The organism is Curtobacterium sp. MCSS17_016, from assembly GCF_003234255.2.
GTDB lineage: Bacteria > Actinomycetota > Actinomycetes > Actinomycetales > Microbacteriaceae > Curtobacterium > Curtobacterium flaccumfaciens.
The window spans coordinates 1,406,884-1,430,094 of the sequence record NZ_CP126254.1 but is presented as its reverse complement, the minus strand read 5'-3'; the positions used below and the strand labels follow the sequence as shown (position 1 = coordinate 1,430,094).

The following is a 23,211-nucleotide window of genomic DNA, read 5'->3' as shown; positions in this document are numbered from 1 at the left end:
CTTCGCCGGGACGCTCCGTGCTGCTGCGCGGATCGAGAGCGGGCGCATCGGTGCGCCTGATCCAGTGTGCGTCGCGGTCGGGCAACTTGTCAACCGGTTGACCATTTCACGCGCGCCGCTGCGTTCTTCGCGACGCTGGTCGCCTCGGCGCTGCTCTCGCCGCAACCGGTTGACCGACCGGTACGCTCACTGCATGCCCGCGTTCAGCCCGGACGACCCCCTCAACATCCGACTCGAGCTCGAGTCCGTGCCCGTCGGGTCCCCCGCCTCGGTGGTCGCCCGACAGCTCGTCTCGCTGCTCACCGCCGGCGAGCTGGCCCCCGGCTCACGGCTGCCCTCGGAGCGGATCCTGTCCGAGCGGCTCGGCGTCGGACGCTCGGCCGTCCGTGAGGCACTCGCCGCGCTCGAGATCCTGGGCATCGTGCAGATCCGCCCCGGCTCGGGCACCTACCTGCGCGGAGGCACCTCGGACCTGCTCCCGACGACCCTGTCGTGGGGCCTCATGCTCGCGTCGAACCGCACCCGCGAGCTGCTCGAGATCCGGTCCTCGCTGGAGCGCACGGCCGCGATCCTCGCCGCGCAGCGCGCCACCGACGAGCAGATCACCGAGCTCGGCGAGTACCTGGTGCGGCAGGAGGCGACGCTCGACGACCCGCAGGCCTTCATCGACGCCGACGTCCGGTTCCACGTCCTGCTGGCGCGGGCGTCGGGCAACGACGTGCTCGCCGACCTGCTGCAGAGCCTGCGCTCGATGCTGAGCGTCTGGGTCGCGCGGCGCGTGCAGACCCGGCAGGCGACCGAGGCCGCGTTCCACGAGCACCGCGCCGTCTTCGAGGCGTTGCGGGCCCGCGACGTGCCCGCCGTGCAGCGCGCGATGGACGAACACATGGCCACGGCGAGCGCCCGCATCGAGCACGCCGAGCCGTTGCCCGCCGACGAGTAGCGGGCGCGCGCGCCCGTGCGCGCGCTCGTGCTCGTGCGCGCGCGCTTCGTGAGCAGGAATGGTCGGGTCCGTCGAGCCGACCCGACATCTTCTGCTCACGATCAGGGCGGACGGGAGGCCCGGGTCACGCCCGCCCCGCACCGTGCGGTGTTGCCGGGTCGGCAACACCGCTTGGGTCCGGCCCGGCAGGTGCGCTGGAGTACGTGCATGCACACCCACCACGACGGCTCCGCCGCCGGAGCCAACGACGCCACCACCGCACCGTCCGCCCGGGAGTGGTGGGAGGCCCGCTACGCCGAGCGCGACGGCATCTGGTCGGGCCGGGTGAACGCCGTGCTCGCCTCGGTGACCTGGGGGCTGCCGGTGGGGCGGGCGCTCGACCTCGGCTGCGGCGAGGGCGGCGACGTGGTGTGGCTCGCCGAGCAGGGGTGGGACGTGACGGGCATCGACCTGTCCGTGACGGCGCTCCAGCGCGGTTCGCGGGCCGCCGTCGCCGCCGGGGTCCAGGAGCAGACGGCGTTCGTCGCCGCGGACCTCGCCCGGTGGGACACCGCCGCGCGGTTCGACCTGGTGACGGCCTCGTTCCTGCAGTCGTGGCCGGTGGAGATCCCCCGAGCCGACATCCTGCACCGTGCCGCGGGCTTCGTCGCCCGCGGTGGGCACCTGCTCGTCACCGCGCACGCCGCTCCCCCGCACGACGACCTGCCGCCCGAGCTGCGGGAGTACCGGTTCCCCTCGCCGGAGGACGACCTGGCCGCCCTGCGACTCGACGACGGGTGGGACCTCCTGGTGGCCGAGGTCCGGCCGCGCACCGCGACGACGCCGGAGGGTGGTCATCACGAGGTGCTCGACAGCGTCGTGCTCGCCCGGCGCACGCGCTGACGCCACCGAACGGTGCGAGGTCCCGCCACGCTTCAGCGCGGGAGCGGGACCGCCGCGGCGAAGGACTGCACGACCCGGGCCACGACCTCGGCGGGCGGGGTGTCCCAGATCGCTTGGTTGAAGAGCTCGACCTCGACGTCACCGGTGTACCCGGCGGCGACCACGGCGTCGGTCACCGGCCCGAAGTCGACGTGCCCGTCGCCGGGGTAGCCGCGGGACAGCAGCGGGTCGGCCGCGATCGGGGTCGTCCAGTCGCAGACCTGGTAGGACGCGATGCGGCGGGCTGCACCGGCGCGGGCGATCGACGTCGCGAGCGCGGGGTCCCACCACACGTGGAACGTGTCGACGACGACCCCCACGGCCGCGGCGGGGAACGGAGCCGCCAGGTCGAGGGCCTGCGCGAGTGTCGACACCACGGCACGGTCGGCGGCGTACATCGGGTGGAGCGGCTCGACCGCGAGTTGGACACCGGCGTCGAGCGCGTGCGGCACGAGGGCGTCGAGGGCGTCCGCGACCCGGGAGCGGGCACCGGCCAGGTCGCGCGACCCGTCGGGCAGACCGCCCGCGACGAGCACGAGCACGGGCGCCGAACCGGGTGCGCCCGCGGCGGCCAGGGCAGCGGTCTCCTCGATCGCACGGCGGTTGTCGTCGAGTGCCCGCTGGCGCGCGGTCCCCTCGGGCAGGGTGAAGAACCCGCCACGACAGTGCGACGACACCCGGAGCCCGGAGTCAGCCACCCGCCGCACGGCCTCGGTGAGCCCCAGCTCGACGACGGGTTCGCGCCAGGTGCCGATCGCCCCGACTCCGGCCCGACCGACGGTGTCGAGCGCCTCGGGCAGGGATGCGCGCTTGATCGTCGCCTGGTTGACCGACAGCCGCGGGTGCGGCGAGGGCGGTCCGGGCGCGACCGGGACGGCCCTGCCCGCAAGCGTGCTCACGCGACCACCCCGGAGACCCTGCGGTCGGCGGCGCGTGGGGCGGGCCTCCCGGCGGTCGTCTCCACCCCGGCGACCGCGAGCAAGGCGTGCCAGCGCGAAGCGGCGAGGTCCGGGTCCTGCAGGGCGCCGCAGGCGTTCGCGAGCCGGACCGTCTCGGACAGGTGCGGCAGCGACCGTCCGGCGTGCTGGCCGCCCACCATGGCGAAGGCCGGCTGGTGTCCGTTCAGCCAGGCGAGGAACGCGATGCCGGTCTTGTAGTGCCACGTGGGCGCACCGAAGAGGTGTCGGGACAGGGCCTCGGTCGGACCGAGCAGGGCACGGTAGGCCGACTCGTCGGGCAGGGCCCGCACGGCGGCCGAGGCGATCGGCGCGACGGCGGCGAACGCGCCGAGCAGGGCGTCGGAGTGCCGGCCGTCCTGCTCGGCGATCAGGTCGACGTAGTGGAAGTCGTCGCCCGTGAACATCCGGGCGGTCTCGGGCAGGCGGGCGCGGAGTGCCACCTCGGCCGACGCGTCGAGCAGGCTCATCTTGATGCCGGAGACCTTCGGCCCGGCGTCGCGCATGATGTCGAGCACGGTGTCGGGGGCCCGGTGCCCGCCGAAGTACCCGGCGAGGGCAGGGTCGAACGCCTCGCCGAGCCAGTGCAGCACGACGGGTGCGCTCGCGTGCTCGAGGACACGGCCGTGGACACGGCGGTAGGTAGCCGGATCGTCGTGCGCAAGTCGTGCCAGGTGACGGCTGGCCATCAGGACCACGCCCGCCCCGGCGTCCTCGGCGTGGTGGAGCTGGGCGACGTACGCGTCGACGACCTGCTGCTCGGAGACGGGTTCGTCGGGCAGGTCGTCGGTGTTCACCCCGACGACGATGCGGCCGCCGACGGACCGTGCCTCGCGCGCGCTGCGGGTGATGAGCTCGCGGGTGGCGACGGGGTCGAGGCCCATGTTGCGCTGCGCCGTGTCCATCGCGTCGGCGACGCCCAGTCCCCAGGACCACAGGTGGTGACGGAACGCGAGGGTGGCGTCCCAGTCGAGGTCGGCCGGGGCACCGGGGGTGTTGTCGGCGGCGGTGCGCGGGACGACGTGGGCGGCGGCGTAGACGACACGCTCGGTGAGGGGCGCCGTGGGCCCGGTCGTGTCGTCGACCGCGGGTGCGCGGAGCGGCGCACGGCTCGTGGTGCCGTCCGCCGCCAGCAGCGTCAGGTCCGTCATGCGCTCGCCCCGACGGTCTCGGTGCGCTGGGCGACCTCCGGCGTCTCGACCGGGAGGCGCGGCTCGGCCCCGGCGGGCAGCGTCAGCTCCGGCAGGTCCACACGCCGACCCTCGGCGCTGGATCGCAGGCCGGCCTCGGCCAGCGCCACGCCGCGGGCGCCGGACAGCAGGTCGTAGGGGTGCGGGCGGCCCGCGACGAGGTCCTGCAGGAAGTCCTCCCACTGGGCACGGAAGCCGTTGCCGTACTCCTCGTTGTCGGGGACCTCGAGCCACTGGCCGCGGTAGTCGCGGTCGTCCTTGAGGTCAGGGTTCCAGACCGGCTTCGGGGTCGCCGTGCGGGGCTGGATCCGGCAGCCGAAGAGACCCACGACGGCGCTGCCGTCGGTCCCGTCGACCTGGAACTCGACCAGTTCGTCACGGTCGACGCGCACCGCCCAACTCGAGTTGATCTGCGCCGTGATGCCGCCGGCCAGGTCGAAGACCCCGTAGGCGGCGTCGTCGGCGGTGGCCGGGTAGGGCACGCCCTGCTCGTCGGTGCGCTGCTCGATGTGGGTGACGGCGCGGGCGTAGACGGACTCGACGCGGCCGAACAGCTGCTCGAGCACGTAGTTCCAGTGCGGGAACATGTCGACGACGATGCCGCCACCGTCCTGCTGGCGGTAGTTCCAGCTCGGGCGCTGCGCCGACTGCCAGTCCCCCTCGAACACCCAGTAGCCGAACTCACCGCGGACAGACAGCACCCGGCCGAAGAACCCGGAGTCGAGCAGGCGACGGAGCTTCCGCAGCCCCGGCAGGTAGAGCTTGTCGTGCACGACGCCGTTCGGGACGCCGGCCTCGGCGGCGAGCCGGGCGAGTTCGAGGGCCTCGGCGGAGGTCTCGGCCGTCGGCTTCTCGGTGTACACGGCCTTGCCGGCGGCGATCGCGCGGCGCAGGGCGTCGGCGCGGGCGCTCGTGACCGCGAAGTCGGCGAAGACCTGCCAGCGGGGATCGGCGAGGGCGGCGTCGAGGTCGGTCGTCCAGTGCTCGAGGCCGTGGCGGGCCGCGATCTCCTCGAGCTTGGCGGCGTTCCGGCCGACCAGGATCGGTTCGAGCTGCACGCGTGTGCCGTCGGGCAGCAGCAGGCCGCCGTCGTCCCGGATGGCCAGGATCGACCGCACGAGGTGCTGTCGGTAGCCCATGCGCCCGGTGACGCCGTTCATGATGATCCCGATGGTGCGCGTGGTGGTCAACGCGTGCTCCCTTGCTCGCTGTGGCCCGCTGTCCGTCGTCTTGGAAAGCGCTTGCCGGAACCGTACACCACGGCGTGCGTGCCGTGCGCGGTGTGACGAGGTCAGCGGGCGGTGCTGGCGCGCAGGACGACCTCGCCGTCGACGGCCCCGTCCGCCTCGAGCCCGAGCGCGCGGCGGACGGCCCGCTCGCCGATCTCCTCGAGCGGGAGCCGCACGGTGCTCAGCGCCGGCACGACGTCGGCGAGCATCCGCACGTCGTCGAACCCGGCCACGCCGACATCGACCCCGGGCACGAGCCCGCGCTCCCGGATCGCCGCGACCGCCCCGACGGCCATCAGGTCGGTGACGGCGAAGACGCACCGCGGTACCGGTGCACCACCCGCGGCGGCGCGGTCGAGCAGCGACACCATGGCGCGGTACCCGCCGTCCCGGGTGAACTCCGACGGCACCACGTCGTCGTCGGGCACCCGCAGGCCGTGCGCCGCGAGGCCGGCGACGAAGCCCTCGACACGGGCGTGCGCGGTGACGAGGTCCGGGTCCCCGGCGAGGACGGCGAACGAGTCGTGCCCCTGTTCCACCAGCGCACCGGCGAGCGCGGCGGCCCCGCTGAGGTTGCGGATCACCACGCCGTGCACGCCGGGGACGCCCGCTGCGGCGCCGTCCAGGTCGGACACGAGCGCGGACACCCCGGCACCCGCGGCGACGAGGCCCCCGACGGCCGCGGCGACCTCGGACGGTCCGGAGCCCGTCGCGGATCCGGAGCCGACCCCGAGCCGACGGCTCACCGCCAGCACGACGGCTCGCGGGCGGAGCCCGGCGACGACGGCGAGCACCGCGGCCTCGCGCGACGGGTCGCCGCCGGTGGACGTGATCGTGACGACGAGACCGGCGTCGTCGGCAGCGCGGATGGCCCCGGCGGCGATCGCGGCGAAGTACGGGTCGGCGATGTCGCCGACGACGAGGGCGAGGGTCGTGGTGGACCCGCGCGCGACGGCCTGCGCCTGCACGTTGGCGGTGTAGCGGAGCGCGCGGGCGGCGGCGCGCACCCGGTCCACCGACTCCTGCCGGACCTTCCGCGTACTGCCGTTCAGCGCCCGCGAGGCGGTCGCGAGCGACACCCCTGCCCGCTCGGCCACGTCGGCCAGGGTGACGGTGCCTCGCTCGGGCATGTCGTGCCTCCAGTCCGGTCCGCGCCGTGCGCGGTCTGTGGTGAGGATAGCGATTTCCCGCCGGACACGGCGGGCGGCGGCCCCGCCGCTCGCACCGTGCACAACGCAGGTCACATTGTCAGAACATCGCTCAGGAAAGCGCTTGCCAGAACCGCCGGTGTCGTGTAGACCTGGGGTCCTCGGCCGAGACACCCCGAACGCTCGCCCACGGCAGAAGCACGTGGTCCCGAACGAAAGCAGTGACGATGAAGTCATCCAAGAGAATGCTCGCACTCGCCGGCGGCATCGCCGCGCTCGCGCTCCTGAGCGGCTGCGCCTCCGGCGGGTCCGGTGGCGGCGGCAAGGTGGACGAGCTGACCTTCTGGCTCTCCACCTCGTCCGCGCAGGAGAAGGGCTACCAGGACCTCGCGACCGCGTACGAGGAGAAGACCGGCGTCGCGGTGAAGATCGTGAACCTGCCGTACGACGGCCTGCAGACCAAGCTCCGCGAGTCGGCGCAGGCGAACTCACTGCCCGACGTGGTGCGGGCCGCGGGCATCGACCCGATCTGGAGCGGCAAGACCGTCGACCTCGCATCGATCGTGGACGACGAGGCGAACGGGATCGACCAGGACCTCATCGCGAAGGACAAGGACGGCAAGGTCACCTCGATCCCGTCCGACGTCACCGCGGCCGGGCTGTTCGTGAACAAGTCGTTGTTCGACAAGGCCGGCGTCGCGTACCCGACCGACCCCGCGAAGGCGTGGACATGGGACGAGTTCCTCGACGCCGCGGACAATGTGAAGGCCGACACCGGCGCCAAGTACGACCTGGTGTTCGACTCGTCGCCGTCACGACTGCGGGCGTACATGTTCACCAAGGGCACCGACTTCATGCAGCAGGAGAAGGACGGCTCCTTCCCCACCGACGCGAAGACCGTCGACGCGCTGCAGGACTTCGCCGACATGAACGATGACTCGGTCATGCCGAAGTCGGTCTGGACGAGCGGCCAGGACCCGAACGCCCTGTTCAAGAGTGGCCAGGTCGTCGCGTACTTCTCCGGCGTCTGGCAGTCGTCGGACTTCGCGTCGAACATCACCGACTTCGACTGGGCCAGCGCCGCCACCCCGGCCGACCCGACCCACGCGACCGAGATCAACTACGGCGGCAACATCGTCGGGTTCGAGAACTCCGACACCCGCGGTGCCGCGGCGGAGAAGTTCATCGACTACATGTACGACCCGACGAACTACGCGAAGCTCGTGACCACCAACGGGTTCCTGCCGGTGGAGTCCGGGCTGGACATCCAGTACCCCTTCGAGTCGCAGGCCGCGAAGGACTCCTTCGCGCTCTACCAGAAGGAGATCGAGGCGGCCGACCCGATCTCGAGCTCCTACGCCAAGGCGGCCTCGGGATGGGCGGTCGAGGGCAAGGAACTCGGCACCGACCCGACCACGGCCGAGGTCGGCAAGCTCATCAACGGGCAGCAGTCGGCCAAGGAGACGCTCGACACGATCACGAAGTACTACGAGGAGCACGTGGGGTGACGGTCCGGGCCGGGTGCGTGGAGCGCCCGGCCCGCCGCAGATCCACCCGGCCCCGGCGGGGCTCCGGCCCCGCCGGCCCCGCCGCCCCGAACACCGCCCGCACGACGAACGAAGAGGATCATCGTGAGCATCCCCACCGCAGCCGGCGACGTGCAGACCGCCGTGCCCACCCCGGTGCCGCCCCGACGGCCCGGCGCCCCCAGGGCGACGAAGCGCCGACGCTCCGGCGTCAGCAAGCCCGTCCTCGCCCCGATCGTGTTCGTCAGCGTGAACGCCGTCCTGTTCGTGGTGTTCTTCGTGTGGCCCGCCGTGATCGGCCTCGGCTACTCCTTCACCGACTACAACGGTGTCGTCGACCCGAAGTTCATCGGCCTCGCGAACTACTTCGAGCTCTTCGCTGACGACACCTTCTACGCCGCCCTCGGCCGCACGTTCCTGTACGCGATCGTCGCCGTCCCCCTGGGCTTCGTCCTCGCGCTGTCGATGGCGCTCATGCTCACGAGCCCCGCGGCGAAGGGCCGGAGCGTCGCCCGCATCGTGTTCTTCGTGCCGTGGCTGATCTCCCCGATCGTCACCGGTGTGATCTGGCGGTGGATGTTCGGCGAGAACTTCGGTCTGGCGAACTTCGTCATCGAGTCCCTCGGCGGCAAGGCCGTCCCGTGGCAGTCGAACGCCGACCTGTCGCTCCTGGTCGTCGTGTTCGCCACCGCGTGGGCCGGCGCCGCGTTCAACATGCTGCTGTTCGTCGCCGCGATCCGGAACGTCCCGCAGTCGTACTACGAGGCCGCTTCGCTCGACGGCGCCGGCGCCTGGCACCAGTTCCGCTACATCACCCTGCCGAGCATCGCGCCGACGTCGTTCATCGTGATCCTGCTGTCGTCACTCGGGGCGTTCAAGGAGTTCGCCACCGTCCAGGCGCTCAACGGCGGTGGTCCGGGCACCGACAACAACCTGCTGGTGCAGTACATCTACACGAACGGGTTCCAGAACGCCCACATCGGCTACGCGAGCGCAGCGTCGATGGTCCTCATGCTCATCCTCATGGCCATCGCGCTGATCCAGCTGGCCGTGAACCGCCGGACGGAGTCCCGTCGATGACCGCCACGCTCCCCGCCGAGACCGACCAGACCGGAAGCGGCCGCCGAGCCGGGCGGACCGGGCGGACCAGGCGCTCCGGGCGTTCCGCTCGCTTCGGTCGTCCCGGTCGTTCGACGGCCACGGACGCTCCCCCGCGTCCCAAGGCCATCGCCGCCACGGCCCTGCTCTGGGTGTTCATCATCGCCTTCGGGTTCCCGGTGCTGTGGTTCGTGCTCAGTGCGTTCAAGCCGGGCGGTGAGCTGTTCTCGTACCCGCTCACCCTGCTGCCGGAGAACTGGTCGGTCGAGGGCTTCGCCGAGGCCTGGTCGAGCTACGACTTCGCCCGGTACTTCGGCAACACCGTGATCGTCGCCCTGGTCACGACGGTGCTGACGGTGTTGGCGAGCGCGGCCACCGGGTACGCCCTAGCCAAGTACGACAACAGGTGGCTCAAGGTGTTCTTCGTCTGCATCCTCGCCACGACGATGCTCCCCACCGAGGTGATCCTCGCCCCGACGTTCATCGTCATCCGCGACCTCGGCATGTACGACTCACTGGCCGGCATCATCGTGCCGTCGGTCATCACGGCGACCGGCATCTTCATGTTCCGGCAGTTCTTCATCACCGTACCGGACGACCTGGTCGAGGCCGCCCGCATCGACGGGGCGAGCGAGTTCGGGATCTTCTGGCGGATCATGCTGCCGATCTCGCGCCCGATCATGCTGACGCTCGCGATCTTCTCGTTCCAGTGGCGGTGGAACGACTACATCTGGCCGCTCCTGGTGCTCAACGACCCGAAGCAGTTCACGATCCAGATCGCCCTGCAGAGCATCGTCGGTGCCGAGAACGTGAACTGGACGGTCCTGCTCGGCGCATCGGTCATCTCGATCATCCCGCTCGTGCTGCTCTACCTGGTGTTCCAGAAGTACGTGAACGGTGCCGACCTCAACGCGGGTCTGAAGGACTGATGGGGTTCCTCGACCTGGCTGGCCCGGCCGCCGACGCCGAGGTCGCCCGCCTGCGGCTCGCTGACGACGACCCGGCCGCGCTGCAGCACCGGGAACTGATGGCGCGTGCGCTCGCGCTGGTCGGTGCGTGGGTCCGGCAACGGCCTGGAGGACCGGATCACCCCGCGGACGACGACCTCGCCACCGCGCACGGCTGGGTCCGGCACCTCGCGGCCCGGCAGTCGCCCGGCGGCACGTTCTTCGGCGGCGACAACGTGCTCTCCCCGCCGGACTCCGCGTTCACCGTCAACGACGTCTGCGACGCACTCGAACTGCTCGCACCGCACCGGGCGACGGTGCCGGCAGCGGCTCGACTGGCGGACGCCCTCGACGCGATCGTGCACCGGGCGACTCCCGCGCTGCTGGCCGGAGGGGTGCACACCCCGAACCACCGGTGGGAGATCGCGGCCGCCCTCGCCCGGGTCCACCGGCTCCACCCGTCGGCAGCGCTCGTCGAGCGCATCGACGCGTGGCTGGCCGAGGGCCCGGACATCGACGCCGACGGCCTGTGGTCGGAGCGCAGCCCGAACTACGCGTCCGCCGTGTCCGGGCCGTCGTTCCTGGTGCTCGCCTCCGTGCTCGACCGCCCCGCCCTGCTCGACCCGGTGCGCCGCTCGCTCGACGCCACGCTCGCGCTCCTGCTGCCCGATGACACCGTCGAGACTGTGCAGTCCCGTCGGCAGGACCAGTCTCAGCCGTTCGGGATCGGAGCCTTCGCGCCGCTGCTCTGGCACGTCGCGGTGCTCGACGGCCGGGGCGACCTCGCCGCGGTCGCCGCTCGGGCAGCCGTGGCCGAGATGTGGCAACCCGCCACCGTCGCCGCGCGCACGATGACCGATCCCCTGCTCGGGCGTCCGTTGCCGGAGCCCGTCGCCCTGGCTCCAGCCGTGCACACCTTCTCCGACGCACGGCTCGTGCACGTCCGCGAGCCCGACCGCAGCGTCGTGCTCTTCGCCGGGTCGGACGTCCCCGCCCAGGGCCACGTCCGATCGGGGTTGGCGAACAGCCCGACGTTCCTGCGGGTCGTTGCCGGGTCGGTCGTGCTGTCCGACGTGCGGCTCTCGCGTGAGTTCTTCGGCCTCGGCCCGTTCCGGCCGACCGCGCTCGAGGCGCTCGGTGACGGGCGTTACCGGCTCGTGGAGACCGTGTCCGCCGGCTACCACCAGCCGTTGCCCGTCGGTGGCCGCCAGCCGGACGGCCGCTACCCGCTCGCCGACGAAGGACGGTTCTCCGCCGCCATGGCGTTCGGCGACCGGTCCGTCGACACGGTGACCCTCACCACGACCGTCGACGTCGCGGTGACACCGGACGCCGTCGTCCTCGACGTCGTGACCGCGGGGGCCGAGGTGCCGTGGTCACTGCAGCTGACGTTCCGCCCCGGGGGGACCGTCACGGGCGTGCAGACCGACACCGTCACCGGCGAGCGCGTCCTGCCCGAGGGGACCGGCAGCTACCGCGTCGGAGCCGACGTCGTGACGTTCGGCCCGGGCAACGGCTCCGGTCCCGAGCAGCCGGGCTTCTACGCTCCCGGGCAGGACTACGCGTTCCTCGGCGGGACGGACCGTCCGCAGGGTGAGCACGTCCACGTCACCGGCCGAGCCCCCGGCACCACACGCGTCGTGATCGGGACCGGCCGATGACCTTGCCGGGCGTGGTGCTCGTCGGGGCCCGTGGCTACGGCCTGCACCACCGCGCGAACATCGACCGGCTCGTGGCCGCAGGTGCCTGCGCGCTGACCGCCGTCGTCGATCCCGCACTCGGCACGACCACCGACGCCGGCGCTCCCGTGGTGCCCGACGTGGCCGCGGCTCGGCTCCTCGGCCCGGTGGACGTCGTCGTCGTGGCGGCACCGATCGCGGCCCACCTGCCGCTCACGCTCGATGCGCTCGACGCCGGTGCCGACGTGCTGCTCGAGAAGCCCCCGGTCACCACACGTGGCGCCCTCGGCGTGCTGCTCGAGGCCGAACGTCGCAACGGCCGGGTCGTGCAGGTGGGATTCCAGAGCCTCGGTTCCGCCGCGCTGCCGGCGTTCCGCAACGGGTCGCTCGTCGGTGCCGTCCGGTCAGCGGCCGCCGTCGGCACCTGGACCCGCGACCAGGCGTACTGGGACCGCTCCCCCTGGGCAGGTCGGCGTCGGGTCGGCGGCGTCGACGTGCTCGACGGTGTCGTCACCAACCCGCTCGCCCACGCGGTGGCGACGGCCCTGGCACTCGTCGGGTGCCGCCGAGCCACCGAAGTCGCCCGGGTCGAGGTCGAGCTCTACCGGGCGAACGCGATCGAGGGCGACGACACCTCGGCCGTCCGGGTCACCACGACCGCCGGCCTCGAGGCCACTGCCGCGCTCACGCTCTGCGCCACGACCGAGGTCCCGCCGTCCGTGCGGGTGCGGGGCACGACGGGGGACGGTGTGCTGCACTACACGACGGACGACGTCACGATCGACGGCGCGACCGAACACCTGCAGCGCACCGACCTGCTCGAGAACCTGCTCGCCCACCGGTCCCGCGGCGATGCGCTCCTGGTGCCGCTGGTTTCCACCGGCGCGTTCGTCGAGGTGCTCGAGGCGGTCCGCGCAGCCGAACCGGTGCAACTCGACCACCCCTGGGTGGAGTGGGAGGGCGACGGTCCGACCCGACGCCCGGTGGTGACCGAGGTCGAGGACACGATCGACCGCGCGGCCGACGCACGAGCACTGTTCTCGGAGGTGGGCGCACCGTGGGCACTCACGGTGCGCGACGAGACGCTGCAGGTGCTGACCGTGGACGACGTCACGGTCGCCGTCGAGCGCGACGGGGCCGGCACGATCGCCACGTCGTCCCCGCGGCCGTACCTGCACCCGGTCCGCACCCGCGGTGGCACCGTCGTCAGCGCGCACCACCCAGGCGACCACGACTGGCACTGCGGGGTCGGCGTCGCGATCCCGGACATCGACGGTGTGAACGGCTGGGGCGGCCGCACCTACGTCCACGGCCGCGGCTACGTGTGGCGCGACGACCACGGCTCGGTCGAGGTCGTGCACGCCGAGCAGCACGACACGACGTCCGCCGAAGAGCTCGTCTGGCGGGGCCCGGACCGCACGGTGGTCCTGCGCGAGGACCGCACCCTGGGGTGGCGCGCGGTCACCAGCGGGTGGGAACTGTCCTGGTCGTCGTCGTTCCGCGCCCCGGGCGATGCCCCGGTGCACCTCGGGGGTCCGGGCAGCAACGGCCGGACCGGAGCCGGCTACGGCGGCTTCTTCTGGCGGTTCCCCGAGTGCACGGGAATCGTCGTCCGGACCGCCGACGCCGAGGGCGAGGCTGCCGTGCACGGCTCGGTCGCGCCCTGGATCACCTGGTCGGCGGTGTTCGACGGCGGCCCGGCGACGATCCGGATCGAGGCCCTCGACCACGACGACCCCTGGTTCGTCCGCGCCGAGGAGTACCCCGCGATCGGCTCGGCCCTGGCGTGGGACACTCCCGCCGTCGTGCAGCCCGGCGCTCCGCTGGTCCGCTCGTTCCGCGCGACGATCACCGACGGCGGTACGCTCGCCGGATGAGCACCGGGGACTGGGAGTCGCGCGTCGCGGCACTGTGGGACGACGAGACCATCGACGATCAGCAGCGGATCGACCGGATGCGCGACCTCGTCGCCGACGCTCCGCATCCCGCACTCGGCGCGTTCGAGCTCGGCGGCGCCTTCGACTCGGGCGGACACGAGGCCGACGCCGACGTGCAGTACGCCGCCGCGACCGCAGCCGGCCTCGACACCGCCGATCCGGACCGCGCCGCACGGATGGTCGTCCAGCACGCCTCGACGCTGCGGAACCTCGGCCGGATCGACGCGGCCATCGCGATGCTCCGCGACACCCCGGAGCACCCCGCCACCGGTGGGGCACCGCGGGTGTTCCTCGCGCTCGCCCTGCACAGCGCGGGACGCTCCGCCGAGGCACTCCGCGTCGCCATCGAGGCCGTCGAGCCGACGCTCCCCCGGTACCACCGCTCCGTCCGTGCCTACGCGGCGGCACTCACCGAGGACTGACGCGACTCAGGCGATCGCGGCCTCGCCCCGCGCGAGCAGCGCACGAGCCCGATCGGCATCGGCAGCCGGTGGCCGGCCGTGCAGGGCACGGTAGTCGCGCGAGAAGTGCGAGGCGCTCCGGTACCCCACCGCGACCGCAGCCTGGGCGGCGGTGTCACCGAGCACGACCATCCGACGACGGGCCTCTCCGAGTCGCAGCCGCCGCAGGTACTGCACCGGGCTCATCCCGGTGACCTGCCGGAAGCGGGCGAACAGCGTCGACTTGCTCGTCCGGACCGCCGCAGCCAGGCCCGCCACCGACCACGGGTCCGCCATCCGGTCGGTGAGCAGGGCGGTGGCGGCCGCGACCACGTCCCCCTCATGGTTGCCGATTGCGGCCAGGATCCGCGGCGCCTGGTCCGTCTGCAGCAGGCGGAGCACGACCTCGCGGGTCACGAGCGGGGCGAGGACCGCCATGTCCTCCGGAGCATCGAGCAACCCGACGAGCCGCGCGAACGCATCCGCCAGGGCCGGGGTCCAGCTGCCGAGCCGTGCGGGCGGCGCATCGTCCTGGTGCGGCCGGGACATCGCCGTCGCCACTTCGCCCACCACCGTGGGGTCGAGCTGCCAGACGACCGCGACGAACCCCGCGGGTGGTTCGACCTCGACCACCCCGGCGATCACGGGCAGGTCGACGGGCGTGATGATGAAGCGCTCGCGACCCCAGAGCTGGTCGTCATCCCCCACGATCGAGCGCTTTCGCCCAGCGAGCACCACCGACATCGACGGCGTGTAGCGCTGGTACCCGAGGTCGGTCGGACGGTCCACCCGGGCCAGGCGGAGGCCGAGCCGTCCGGCGCGCTCCGTGTCGTCCAGATGGGCGAGGACGCTCTGCAGCGCACGGTCCAGTCGGTCCGAGGTGACGTCGTCCATGTGCCCATTCTGTCGAGGCTCCTGATGCGAGGGGTGCCCGTGCAGGATCCGGCAAGCACTCCGGAGTCCTGGGCAACCGCCGTGACGCACCTGGGACCGAGCATCGGAGCATGCAGACCAACGAAGCACTCCTCGACTCCCTGACCACCGACGACCGACTGGCCGGCCGCACCGCGCTGGTGACCGGCGCCTCGAGCGGCATCGGCGAAGCCGTCGCCCGTGTCCTCGCCGCCTCCGGCGCCACCGTCGCCGTCGCCGGTCGCGACCCGGAGCGCACGCAGGCCGTGGTGGACGTCATCACCGCCTCCGGAGGCGCCGCCGTGGCCGTGATCGGCGACCTGAACACGCACCCCGACGCGGTCCGCGACCTCGCCGCCCGCGCCACCGAGGCCCTCGGCGGCCGGGTCGACGTCCTCGTCAACAACGCCGGTGTCTACCCGGTCGGACCGACCGCACTGCTCGCCGACGACGACGCCGAAGCGCTGTGGGCCACGAACGTCCGCGCGCCGCACGTGCTGGTCGGAGCGCTGGCTCCTGCGATGGTCGAACGCGGCTCGGGCGTCGTCGTGAACATCGGCTCGTGGATGTCCCGCGTCGGCGTCCCGTTCACGGCGCTCTACCCGGCGACGAAGGCCGCGGTCGAGCAGCTGACCCGCGCCTGGGCAGCCGAGTTCGGACCGCACGGCGTCCGGGTGTCGACCGTGTCGCCCGGGGCCACCGCGACACCGGGCAACGCGGACTCGCACGACGTCCTCGCGCAGATGACGGCCGGCACCCCGGCCGGCGCACCCGTCCGACCGGTCGACGTCGCGTTCGCCGTGCGCTGGCTGGCCTCCGACGAGGCGACCTTCGTGCACGGCGCCACCATCGACGTGGACGGCGGCCTCGCCGCGACCCGCCTCGGCTGAGCGCGCCCCGCACGAGCGGGCGAAACACCCGGGTCGGCGCGCGGAGGCACCCCGGCATTCCGCCCGCTCGGCAGCGCCAGCCGACGCGAGCGAACCCCCACCACCACGAGCGGGCGGAACACCCGGGTCGGCACGCGGAGGCACCCCGGCATTTCGCCCGCTCGGCAGCGCCAGCCGACGCGAGCGAACCCCCACCACCACGAACGGGCGAAATGCCCCGGTCCTCTCGCGGAACCACCCCGGCATTTCGCCCGCTCGGCAGCGCCAGCCGCCCCGCGCGAACCCCCACCACCGCGAACGGGCGGAACACCGGGGTCGGCACGTGGAGGCACCTCGGCATTTCGCCCGCTCGGCAGGAGTCGGTCAGCCGGGCATCGGTCCGCGAGTGGTCACGACGCGCCGCTGGCGGGTGGTCGTGCGGTCACTGACCGTCGCGCGGGAGCGCGCCAGGCGACGGATCGTGACCGCTCGGCGGACGGCGTGGGCGGGGCGGTGGGCGACGGATCGTGACCGCTCGGCGGACGGCGTGGGCGCGGCGGTGGGCGCGACCACCACACGGTCGGGAGGCGCGGTGCGGGCTGGCACCGGGCCTCCCGTCAGGCGGTGTGGTCGCCGACCACCCGTGGGACCGGCAGCGAGTCGCTGGTCGTGCGGAGGGACTCCTGGCGGATCTCGAGCTGCGACACGGCGAGCGCCGCCAGGTCGCGGAGGTTCGCGAGGTCGTCCTCGGTGGCCTGCCGCGGACGGGTGTCGAGCACGGCGAGCGTGCCGATCGGCGAGCCGTCGTGCTTGACGAGCGGAACGCTGACGTAGAAGCGGATGCCGAGCGGACCGGTGACCAGGGGGCTGTTCCGCATCTCGGGGTGCGCGGAGCCGTCCGGGATCACGACGGGGACGGGGACCGGCGCGAAGCCGTTGCGGAAGCTGATGCTGCGGGCCGCCTCGTCGATGCCCTCGGCGATGTACGACTGGGACCACTCGCGATCCTCGTCGAGGACCTCGACCAGGGCGATCGGTGCATCGAAGAGCCGGGCCGCCATCGCCGTGGTGCGCTGCAGCGACTCGTCGGGCAGGGTGTCGAGGGTCGCCGGGCGGTCCGTCTCGGGGCGCGTCGGTACCGGGGCCGTCTCGTCGGTCGGCTCGACCACGTGGTCGGCCGTGGCGGTCTCGGCGATCACGACGTCGCGGAGCATCGTGACCAGCTCGGCACCGAGCGGACGGGCCGCGGGGTCCTGAGCGGTCATGGCACGGAGCAGGTGCTTCCAGTGCTCGGGCAGGGGCTCGGGAACCACGGGGTCGCGGGACAGCCGGGCGACGGCGGACTCGACGAGGGAGCCCGGGAACTCGCGGCGGCGGGTGAAGCACTGCAGCAGCACGAGGCCGAGCGAGTAGACGTCGCTCGGCGGGCCGACCTCGCCGCCGCGCGCCTGCTCGGGGCTGAGGTAGGCGGCGGTGCCGGTGGTCACACCGTCGGCGGTCAGGCGTTCGACACCGGCGGCGAGCGCGATGCCGAAGTCGGTCAGGCGCGCCCGGGCCCGGTCGGAACCGTTGCCGTAGTCGACGAGCAGGATGTTCGACGGCTTGATGTCGCGGTGCACGACGCCGTGGGCGTGGATGTAGTCGAGGGCCTCGGCCATGTCGTAGCCGATCTCGGCGATGTGCCGCGAGGCGAGCGGGCCGACGGCCAGGCGCTCCTCGAGGTCCTGCCCGACGACGAGCGACATCACGATGTAGCGCTGCTGCGTGCCGTCCTGCCCGGTGACGACTCCGGCGTCGAGCAGGCTGACGAGGTTGTGGTGCTCGAGCGACGCCAGCACGCCGAGTTCGGCCTCTTGCCGGGCGATGTCGACGATGCCCGCGTGGAAGAGCTTGATCGCGACCGGGCGGTGCAGGCTCTCGTCCACACCCCGGTAGACGACGGACATGCCGCCCTGGCCGATCGCTTGCTCCACGCGGTACCGACCGTCGAGCAGCGGCGCGCTCGCGTCGTGGTCTTCCGTCGGGATCATCCAACCCTCGTTCTCGGCTCCGGCACCAACGATGCATCTTCGCATCCCGACGGGTATCTCGTTCGCCGACGTCGTTCTCCGGCTGAACGCGCGCCGTTCGGCGTGCAAGACACCGGTGTTCGCGGGTCGAACACGCGCAGACCGCGGTTCAACGTGCGAACACCGGTGTCTTGCGATCCCGGCACCACCCGACCGCCCCGTCAGCGACGCGTCGCGACCGTGCTCACGCGGAGGTCCTCGAAGGTGCTGGTGAAGCCGGGGCCTCCGAGCGAGATGAGCCCGACGCGGGGTGCACTGCCGAGGTCCGCCGTCCAGGTGCCGCCCCGGACGAAGTGCCGACCGTCCAGGCTCGTGTAGGCCGTGTACCGGTCCTCACCCCGGACTGCGCGGTGGACGATCCGGAGCGTGGTGGTGTCCCCGACCGGACCGACGACCATGTTCCCGTAGCTCGGCGCCCCGGCCGGTTGCCCGGACACCTGCTTGCCGAACTCCGTCTGGCGCGTGTTGAAGATCGAGTTCGACGTGAGCCGGACGTAGTTGCCGTCGTCACCCCAGACGATCAGGCCGCCCTGCACGTAGTTCAGGCCGTCGCCGGTGGCCGGAGTGTCCACCCCGACCGTGGTCTGGAGCACGTAGTCCCCACGGGGTGCCGGTTCGGACAGCACCGATGCGAGCGGCGTCGCCGGCGGGTGGATGTCGGCGTCCTGCGTCTGCCAGCGGAACGTCCCGTCGGCGACGGTCCACGTGGACGGGTCGGGCTCACGCGTCCAGGCGAGCTGGGCCGGCAGCGCTCCGGGCTCTGCCCCGGGCGCCGCCCCCGGCAGCGCGGCACCGTCGAACGAGGTCGACAGTGCCCGGATCGTCCGGCCCGGCACATCGACGGGAGCGGTGGACGCCCGGTACGTCGGCCGTTGCCCCGGCTGCGCGACCGGCCCCGGCTGCACCGTGTCGGACGGCCCGGCACCACCGCGGACGACCGGCCAGCCGCCCTGCCAGTCGAGCGGGTCGATCAGCGCCGGCCGCTTCGTGTAGGTCGGCTGCCCCGCGTAGTACGGGTCGGCGCGGTCGGCCGCGTGGTAGATGATCCAGTCCTGCCCGGCGAAGTCGGTGACCACGGTGTTGTGGCCGGTGCCGACCCACCGGTTGCCGTTCTGCGCGAGCAGGGGCGTGCCGCCGACCCGGGTGCTCGTGATCGCTACGCCGTCGCGGTCGGTGAACGGTCCGAGCGGGCTGCGCGACCGGGCGACGAAGACGCCGTAGCCGGTCAGGGCGCCGTTGCAGCAGTTCGTCGCGGAGCCCATGAAGTACCACCAGCCGCCGTGCCGCATCAGGTACGCACCCTCGTAGCGGTTGTCGATCGCGATCTGCCGCTCGGTCGACGGGTCGGAGCGCAGGCCGTCGGCGCTGAGGCGTCGGACGTTCACGCCGCCGAAGTAGCTGCCGAAGTACAGGTAGGTCGTCCCCTTGTCGGTGATGACCTCGGGGTCGAACGCCCACCGTGCTCCGTCGCCGTTCGGTGCGGTCTGCGGCGCCACGACCGGTCCGCCGGAGTCCTTCCACGGCCCCGTCGGGCTCGAGCTCGTCGCCACCCCGACCGCGGAGCCGCCGCCGGTCGGCCCCGTCGCCGACGGGGTGTCCGAGGCCGCGTAGTACAGGTACCAGGTACCGGCCCGGCCACGGTCTCCGGCGCGGTACACGACGTCCGGCGCCCAGATCCCGTTCGCGTCGCCCACCCAGGCGGGCTTCGTCGGGAAGGCATCGTTGACGTACGTCCAGTGGGTCAGGTCGGTCGACCGGTACGTGGGCACCGCGTGCTGCACCAGGGACCCGTCCGGGTTCTGCTCCGTCGCGGTGAGCGCGTCGGTGGTGCAGTACAGGTACCAGTTACGGTCGCGTCCGGCTCCGTGGATCACGGTCGGATCCGCGCAGCTCGCCGCCGTCTGCCCGTCGGGCAGGCTGAGCGCGACCGGGTTCTGGTGGCTGGGCGCCGCGCGGCCGTGCCGGCTGGCGGCACTCGACGCCACGGTCGTGGTCGTGGTCGCCCGGGTGGTCCCGCCCGGCACCGCGGACGCATCCGCTGGTGCGGCCTGGAGGCCCGTGGTCGCGACGCCGAGGAACGTCACGACGGCGAGGAGTGCGGTGGACGATCGGCGCATGCCGGACCTGCTCTCGTCGTTGAGGGAGGTGCTGCTGGAGGGACTGCGGTGTCGACGGGCGACGTGCGCCAGCGTACGCTCGGCTCGACGAAGGAGTCATGCCATGCCCGCGAGGTTCGTCTACTGGATCAACGTCTCCGTCGACGGGTTCGTCGAACGGGCCCCCGGCGAGCACGACGGCCTGGACGGGCCCGACTGGATCCGGATCGACGAGCCGCTGCACCGCGAGTTCAACGCCCGCGCCGCCGCGATGACCCTGTCCGTCGAGGGGCGGATGGTGCGCGACATGATGGACCCGTTCTGGCCGGATGCCCGGCACGACGAGTCGATGCCGCAGTACCTGCGCGAGTACGGCGAGATCTGGACCGCGCAGCCGAAGATCCTGGTGTCCCGCACCCGGACGACCGCCGACCACGACACCCGGGTCATCGGTGGCGACGGCGACGCGATCGCCGAGCTGGCCGAGATTCGTGCCGACGGCGAGGGCGACATCGGCGTGGGCGGACCGAGCATCGCGAGTCAGCTGCTCGATGCCGGGCTGCTCGACGAGGTCATGCTCTTCACGCACCCGTCGGTGCTCGGCGCCGGCCGCCCGTTGTTCGATCCGCCGCGCTCGGGGCACCGCCCGCTCGTGCAGCTCGACCTGCTTGAGCAGCAGCGCTACGACAACGGTGTCACCCTGCACCGGTACGACGTCCGGCGGTCCTGAGCGCTCGCTCGGTCAGTCCTCGACGGGCTCTGCGCCGATCACGCGAACGTTCCAGGCGCTGTCCCGGTCGCTGTCGAACCCGTTGAAGGAGACGCTGTCGACCTCGGCACGCCAGGTTCGCCGCAGGTCGATGCGTTGCTCTCCGTCGCCGCAGGGCATCGCCTCGGTGATGTGGTTCCGAGAGGTGCCACCGGAGACGATCATGACGGAACCGCTCATGTGCCCGTCACCGAAGCACGAGAACTCGAGGTGGTCGACCGTTTCCGGGTGCGCGAACGTGATCGTGACGCCGCGGTCGATCTCGTCGTCGTTCCCCGTCGCGCTCTGCCCGGCGGACTCGTCGGCGGACATCGCCCCGAGATCCCGGTCCGAGTGGGTGGCCATCTGGCGCTTCTCCCAGGCGGACAGCGCTGCCTCGTCGACGGGCGGCGGCCCGGCGCAGCCGGCCAGCAGGAGCACACCAGCGATCGCGGGCAGGAGCAGGGCGGGGACGGAACGCACGCTGTGAGCCTAGTGACGCGGTGGACCCGCCCGCGGAACGACGGGAGGCGCGGTGCCGGCTGGCACCGCGCCTCCCGGCCGTGGGGTGGTCGCGTCAGACGTCGCGACGGCGCGCGAGCGTCAGGGCGAGGCCACCGACGACGAGCACCTCGGCGGCGAGGACGCCGAAGCCGCCCCAGCCGTTCAGCACGACCCCGCTGTTGTCGACCGTGCTCGCGCCGTCGTACGAGTAGGCGTAGAGCTGGCCGCCGGCCGAGTCGGGCAGGAACGCCGCGATGTCCATCGGCCAGTCGACCTTCATCAGTCCGCTCATGAGTGCGAGCACCCCCGGAACGACCAGCAGGAGGCCGAGCGTGATCGCGATGCCGCCGGCGCTCGACCGGACGAGCAGACCGATGCCGTACGCGAGGAGCGCCAGCAGGGTCAGGAAGACCGACGAACCGAGGATCGGCAGGAACACCGACGGGTCCCCGAGCTCCGGCTCGACACCGTTGCCGGCCAGCAGCGGGAGCGAGATGAGGACGCCGATCCAGGTGGCGACGGCGCTGACGACGAAGGTCGCGATGGCGAGGACGGTGGCCTTCGCCAGGATCACGCCGGTGCGCCGCGGGTCGGCGGTGAACGTCGAGCGGACCTGGCCCGTGCCGTACTCACCGGTGATGATGAGGACGCCGAGCACGCCGACGACGAGCGACGAGAGCAGGACACCCACGGCGTTGGCGTTCACGAAGGTGCCGTTGGCGAGGTCCGTCGGCAGCTCCTGGCCGCCGCTGTTCGTGTTCGCCCCGATCAGCGCCGCCATGCCGATCGTGAGGACGACCAGGATCGCGTAGCACCAGAACGTGGACCGGATGCTGCGCAGCTTGATCCACTCGCTCCGCACCAGGTGCGGGAACGACAGGCGGGTCGAGCCGGACATCCGGGTCGACGGCGTGGTGGGCGAGGTGGTGGCGCTCATCGGGTGCCCTCCGATCGGTACTCGACGTCGTCGCGGGTGAGGGCCATGTAGGCCTCTTCCAGGCTCGCGCCGGTCGGGGTGAGTTCGTGCAGGGGGACGCCTGCCTGTGCGGCGATGTTGCCGACCGTCGGTGCGTCGGGCCCGACGACGAGGAACGAGCCGTCCTCGCGCTGGGTGACCGCGGCGTTCGGGCCGATGGCGTTGAACAGGCCGTTCGGGTCCGGCGTGCGGACGATGACGCGGCTGACGGCGGCATCGGTGCCGGCAGCGGCGCCACCACCGGCGACGAACTCGGCGATGGGGGCGTCGGCGAGGACCTTGCCCCGGCCGAGCACGACCACGCGGTCGGCGGTCTGTGCCATCTCGCTCATCAGGTGGCTGGAGAGGAACACCGTGCGGCCGTCGGCGGCCATGCGCCGGGCGAGCTGACGCACCCACACGACGCCGTCGGGGTCGAGGCCGTTGACCGGCTCGTCGAGGATCAGGGTCTTCGGGTCGCCGAGCAGTGCGGCAGCGATTCCCAGGCGCTGCCCCATGCCGAGCGAGAACCCGCCGACGCGCTTCTTCGCGACGGAGTCGAGGCCGGTCATGTCGATGACCTCGTGCACGCGGGACTTCGGGATGCCGTGGGTCGCCGCGAGGGAGAGCAGGTGGTTGTAGGCGCTGCGCCCCGAGTGCACGGCCTTCGCCTCGAGCAGGGCGCCGACCTGCCGGAGCGGGTCGCGGAAGCTCGTGTAGGGCTGGCCGTTCACGGTGGCTGTGCCCGACGTGGGCCGGTCGAGCCCCATGATCATGCGCATCGTGGTGGACTTCCCGGCGCCGTTGGGCCCGAGGAAGCCGGTCACACTGCCGGGACGCACGACGAAGGAGACGTCGTCCACGGCGGTCTTCGGACCGTACTGTTTGGTGAGATGGCTGACTTCGATCACGGCCTCGACGCTACGGGAGCGCTCGGCGTCGCCGCGTCCGCCGCTGGGGGGAGATGTGCGCTCCCACAGGGTGACGCGGGGGTGGCGCGGGGGCGCGGCGCGCGGGTGCGGGTGCGGGCGGGATCGCGCGGCT

The 23,211-nt window shown here is 72.5% G+C and carries 20 protein-coding genes; 10 read left to right on the top strand and 10 right to left on the bottom strand.

Annotation, left to right across the window (positions count from 1 at the left end; all coding sequences use genetic code 11):
- Positions 1-193 precede the first annotated feature (193 nt).
- Positions 194-943, top strand: a complete 750-nt coding sequence (locus DEJ19_RS06880; RefSeq protein WP_110865573.1) for a FadR/GntR family transcriptional regulator — start codon at positions 194-196, stop codon at positions 941-943.
- A 207-nt stretch (positions 944-1,150) separates the two neighbouring features.
- Positions 1,151-1,825, top strand: coding sequence for a class I SAM-dependent methyltransferase (locus tag DEJ19_RS06875; RefSeq protein WP_111234146.1), 675 nt, complete (start codon positions 1,151-1,153; stop codon positions 1,823-1,825).
- Positions 1,826-1,857: 32 nt separating this feature from the next.
- Here the strand turns inward: DEJ19_RS06875 and DEJ19_RS06870 are convergent, their stop codons facing one another.
- The 4 genes from DEJ19_RS06870 to DEJ19_RS06855 form a co-directional block, all read right to left on the bottom strand.
- A complete protein-coding gene (locus DEJ19_RS06870; protein WP_111234145.1) occupies positions 1,858-2,763 on the bottom strand; it encodes a sugar phosphate isomerase/epimerase family protein in 906 nt (301 codons plus the stop codon).
- On the bottom strand, positions 2,760-3,971 hold the full coding sequence (locus DEJ19_RS06865) for a DUF993 family protein (RefSeq protein ID WP_111234144.1): 1,212 nt from the start codon (positions 3,969-3,971) through the stop codon (positions 2,760-2,762). The genes DEJ19_RS06870 and DEJ19_RS06865 overlap by 4 nt, the downstream gene beginning before the upstream one ends.
- Entirely contained in the window at positions 3,968-5,170 is a 1,203-nt protein-coding gene (locus DEJ19_RS06860; RefSeq protein ID WP_111234161.1) for a Gfo/Idh/MocA family protein, read from the bottom strand. Before DEJ19_RS06860 ends, DEJ19_RS06865 begins: the two co-directional genes overlap by 4 nt.
- 131 nt (positions 5,171-5,301) lie before the next feature.
- Positions 5,302-6,369 (bottom strand): LacI family DNA-binding transcriptional regulator, encoded by a 1,068-nt coding sequence (locus DEJ19_RS06855; RefSeq protein ID WP_110895417.1) that lies wholly within the window; start codon positions 6,367-6,369, stop codon positions 5,302-5,304.
- Between the two features lie 245 nt (positions 6,370-6,614).
- Here DEJ19_RS06855 and DEJ19_RS06850 point away from each other — a divergent pair, with 245 nt between their 5' ends.
- From DEJ19_RS06850 to DEJ19_RS06825, 6 genes are all read left to right on the top strand, one after another.
- Positions 6,615-7,895 carry an extracellular solute-binding protein gene (locus DEJ19_RS06850; RefSeq protein WP_258377481.1) on the top strand — a complete coding sequence of 427 codons (1,281 nt, stop codon included), beginning with the start codon at positions 6,615-6,617 and terminating at the stop codon, positions 7,893-7,895.
- Between the two features lie 123 nt (positions 7,896-8,018).
- The gene (locus DEJ19_RS06845) at positions 8,019-8,993 is read left to right on the top strand and encodes a carbohydrate ABC transporter permease (protein ID WP_220035347.1); all 975 of its coding nucleotides are present in this window, start codon (positions 8,019-8,021) and stop codon (positions 8,991-8,993) included.
- Positions 8,990-9,940 (top strand): carbohydrate ABC transporter permease, encoded by a 951-nt coding sequence (locus DEJ19_RS06840; RefSeq protein ID WP_111234142.1) that lies wholly within the window; start codon positions 8,990-8,992, stop codon positions 9,938-9,940. Before DEJ19_RS06845 ends, DEJ19_RS06840 begins: the two co-directional genes overlap by 4 nt.
- On the top strand, positions 9,940-11,619 hold the full coding sequence (locus DEJ19_RS06835; RefSeq protein ID WP_111234141.1) for a hypothetical protein: 1,680 nt from the start codon (positions 9,940-9,942) through the stop codon (positions 11,617-11,619). The genes DEJ19_RS06840 and DEJ19_RS06835 overlap by 1 nt, the downstream gene beginning before the upstream one ends.
- Positions 11,616-13,514 carry a DUF6807 family protein gene (locus DEJ19_RS06830; protein WP_111234140.1) on the top strand — a complete coding sequence of 633 codons (1,899 nt, stop codon included), beginning with the start codon at positions 11,616-11,618 and terminating at the stop codon, positions 13,512-13,514. Before DEJ19_RS06835 ends, DEJ19_RS06830 begins: the two co-directional genes overlap by 4 nt.
- Positions 13,511-13,996, top strand: a complete 486-nt coding sequence (locus tag DEJ19_RS06825) for a tetratricopeptide repeat protein (RefSeq protein ID WP_111234139.1) — start codon at positions 13,511-13,513, stop codon at positions 13,994-13,996. The genes DEJ19_RS06830 and DEJ19_RS06825 overlap by 4 nt, the downstream gene beginning before the upstream one ends.
- Before the next feature lie 6 nt (positions 13,997-14,002).
- On the opposite strand, the gene DEJ19_RS06820 is transcribed toward DEJ19_RS06825, so the two are convergent.
- Entirely contained in the window at positions 14,003-14,908 is a 906-nt protein-coding gene (locus DEJ19_RS06820) for an AraC family transcriptional regulator (protein WP_111234138.1), read from the bottom strand.
- Between the two features lie 110 nt (positions 14,909-15,018).
- Between DEJ19_RS06820 and DEJ19_RS06815 the strand changes: the two genes are divergently transcribed.
- A complete protein-coding gene (locus DEJ19_RS06815) occupies positions 15,019-15,816 on the top strand; it encodes an SDR family NAD(P)-dependent oxidoreductase (RefSeq protein ID WP_111234137.1) in 798 nt (265 codons plus the stop codon).
- A 596-nt stretch (positions 15,817-16,412) separates the two neighbouring features.
- Here DEJ19_RS06815 and DEJ19_RS06810 read toward each other — a convergent pair.
- Positions 16,413-17,825, bottom strand: a complete 1,413-nt coding sequence (locus tag DEJ19_RS06810; protein WP_181441631.1) for a protein kinase domain-containing protein — start codon at positions 17,823-17,825, stop codon at positions 16,413-16,415.
- Between the two features lie 200 nt (positions 17,826-18,025).
- Positions 18,026-19,981, bottom strand: coding sequence for a family 43 glycosylhydrolase (locus tag DEJ19_RS06805; protein WP_111234135.1), 1,956 nt, complete (start codon positions 19,979-19,981; stop codon positions 18,026-18,028).
- 103 nt (positions 19,982-20,084) lie between these two features.
- On the opposite strand from DEJ19_RS06805, the gene DEJ19_RS06800 reads away from it, so the two are divergent.
- On the top strand, positions 20,085-20,690 hold the full coding sequence (locus DEJ19_RS06800) for a dihydrofolate reductase family protein (RefSeq protein WP_111234134.1): 606 nt from the start codon (positions 20,085-20,087) through the stop codon (positions 20,688-20,690).
- A gap of 12 nt (positions 20,691-20,702) precedes the next feature.
- Here DEJ19_RS06800 and DEJ19_RS06795 read toward each other — a convergent pair whose 3' ends face one another.
- The 3 genes from DEJ19_RS06795 to DEJ19_RS06785 all read right to left on the bottom strand — a co-directional run bounded on the left by DEJ19_RS06795 (position 20,703) and on the right by DEJ19_RS06785 (position 23,078).
- Entirely contained in the window at positions 20,703-21,191 is a 489-nt protein-coding gene (locus tag DEJ19_RS06795; RefSeq protein WP_111234133.1) for a hypothetical protein, read from the bottom strand.
- Between the two features lie 94 nt (positions 21,192-21,285).
- The gene (locus DEJ19_RS06790; RefSeq protein ID WP_111055522.1) at positions 21,286-22,149 is read right to left on the bottom strand and encodes an ABC transporter permease; all 864 of its coding nucleotides are present in this window, start codon (positions 22,147-22,149) and stop codon (positions 21,286-21,288) included.
- A complete protein-coding gene (locus DEJ19_RS06785) occupies positions 22,146-23,078 on the bottom strand; it encodes an ABC transporter ATP-binding protein (protein WP_111095987.1) in 933 nt (310 codons plus the stop codon). The genes DEJ19_RS06790 and DEJ19_RS06785 overlap by 4 nt, the downstream gene beginning before the upstream one ends.
- Positions 23,079-23,211: the final 133 nt, after the last annotated feature.

Excerpts from the sequence above, each read along its gene's own strand:
- DEJ19_RS06850 (WP_258377481.1), top strand. The coding sequence starts at position 6,615 with ATGAAGTCATCCAAGAGAATGCTCGCACTCGCCGGCGGCATCGCCGCG.
- DEJ19_RS06800 (WP_111234134.1), top strand. The coding sequence starts at position 20,085 with ATGCCCGCGAGGTTCGTCTACTGGATCAACGTCTCCGTCGACGGGTTC.
- DEJ19_RS06825 (WP_111234139.1), top strand. The coding sequence starts at position 13,511 with ATGAGCACCGGGGACTGGGAGTCGCGCGTCGCGGCACTGTGGGACGAC.
- DEJ19_RS06815 (WP_111234137.1), top strand. The coding sequence starts at position 15,019 with ATGCAGACCAACGAAGCACTCCTCGACTCCCTGACCACCGACGACCGA.
- DEJ19_RS06865 (WP_111234144.1), bottom strand. The coding sequence starts at position 3,971 with ATGACGGACCTGACGCTGCTGGCGGCGGACGGCACCACGAGCCGTGCG.
- DEJ19_RS06790 (WP_111055522.1), bottom strand. The coding sequence starts at position 22,149 with ATGAGCGCCACCACCTCGCCCACCACGCCGTCGACCCGGATGTCCGGC.
- DEJ19_RS06805 (WP_111234135.1), bottom strand. The coding sequence starts at position 19,981 with ATGCGCCGATCGTCCACCGCACTCCTCGCCGTCGTGACGTTCCTCGGC.
- DEJ19_RS06860 (WP_111234161.1), bottom strand. The coding sequence starts at position 5,170 with ATGAACGGCGTCACCGGGCGCATGGGCTACCGACAGCACCTCGTGCGG.
- DEJ19_RS06855 (WP_110895417.1), bottom strand. The coding sequence starts at position 6,369 with ATGCCCGAGCGAGGCACCGTCACCCTGGCCGACGTGGCCGAGCGGGCA.
- DEJ19_RS06840 (WP_111234142.1), top strand. The coding sequence starts at position 8,990 with ATGACCGCCACGCTCCCCGCCGAGACCGACCAGACCGGAAGCGGCCGC.
- DEJ19_RS06810 (WP_181441631.1), bottom strand. The coding sequence starts at position 17,825 with ATGATCCCGACGGAAGACCACGACGCGAGCGCGCCGCTGCTCGACGGT.
- DEJ19_RS06875 (WP_111234146.1), top strand. The coding sequence starts at position 1,151 with ATGCACACCCACCACGACGGCTCCGCCGCCGGAGCCAACGACGCCACC.
- DEJ19_RS06835 (WP_111234141.1), top strand. The coding sequence starts at position 9,940 with ATGGGGTTCCTCGACCTGGCTGGCCCGGCCGCCGACGCCGAGGTCGCC.
- DEJ19_RS06880 (WP_110865573.1), top strand. The coding sequence starts at position 194 with ATGCCCGCGTTCAGCCCGGACGACCCCCTCAACATCCGACTCGAGCTC.
- DEJ19_RS06830 (WP_111234140.1), top strand. The coding sequence starts at position 11,616 with ATGACCTTGCCGGGCGTGGTGCTCGTCGGGGCCCGTGGCTACGGCCTG.
- DEJ19_RS06820 (WP_111234138.1), bottom strand. The coding sequence starts at position 14,908 with ATGGACGACGTCACCTCGGACCGACTGGACCGTGCGCTGCAGAGCGTC.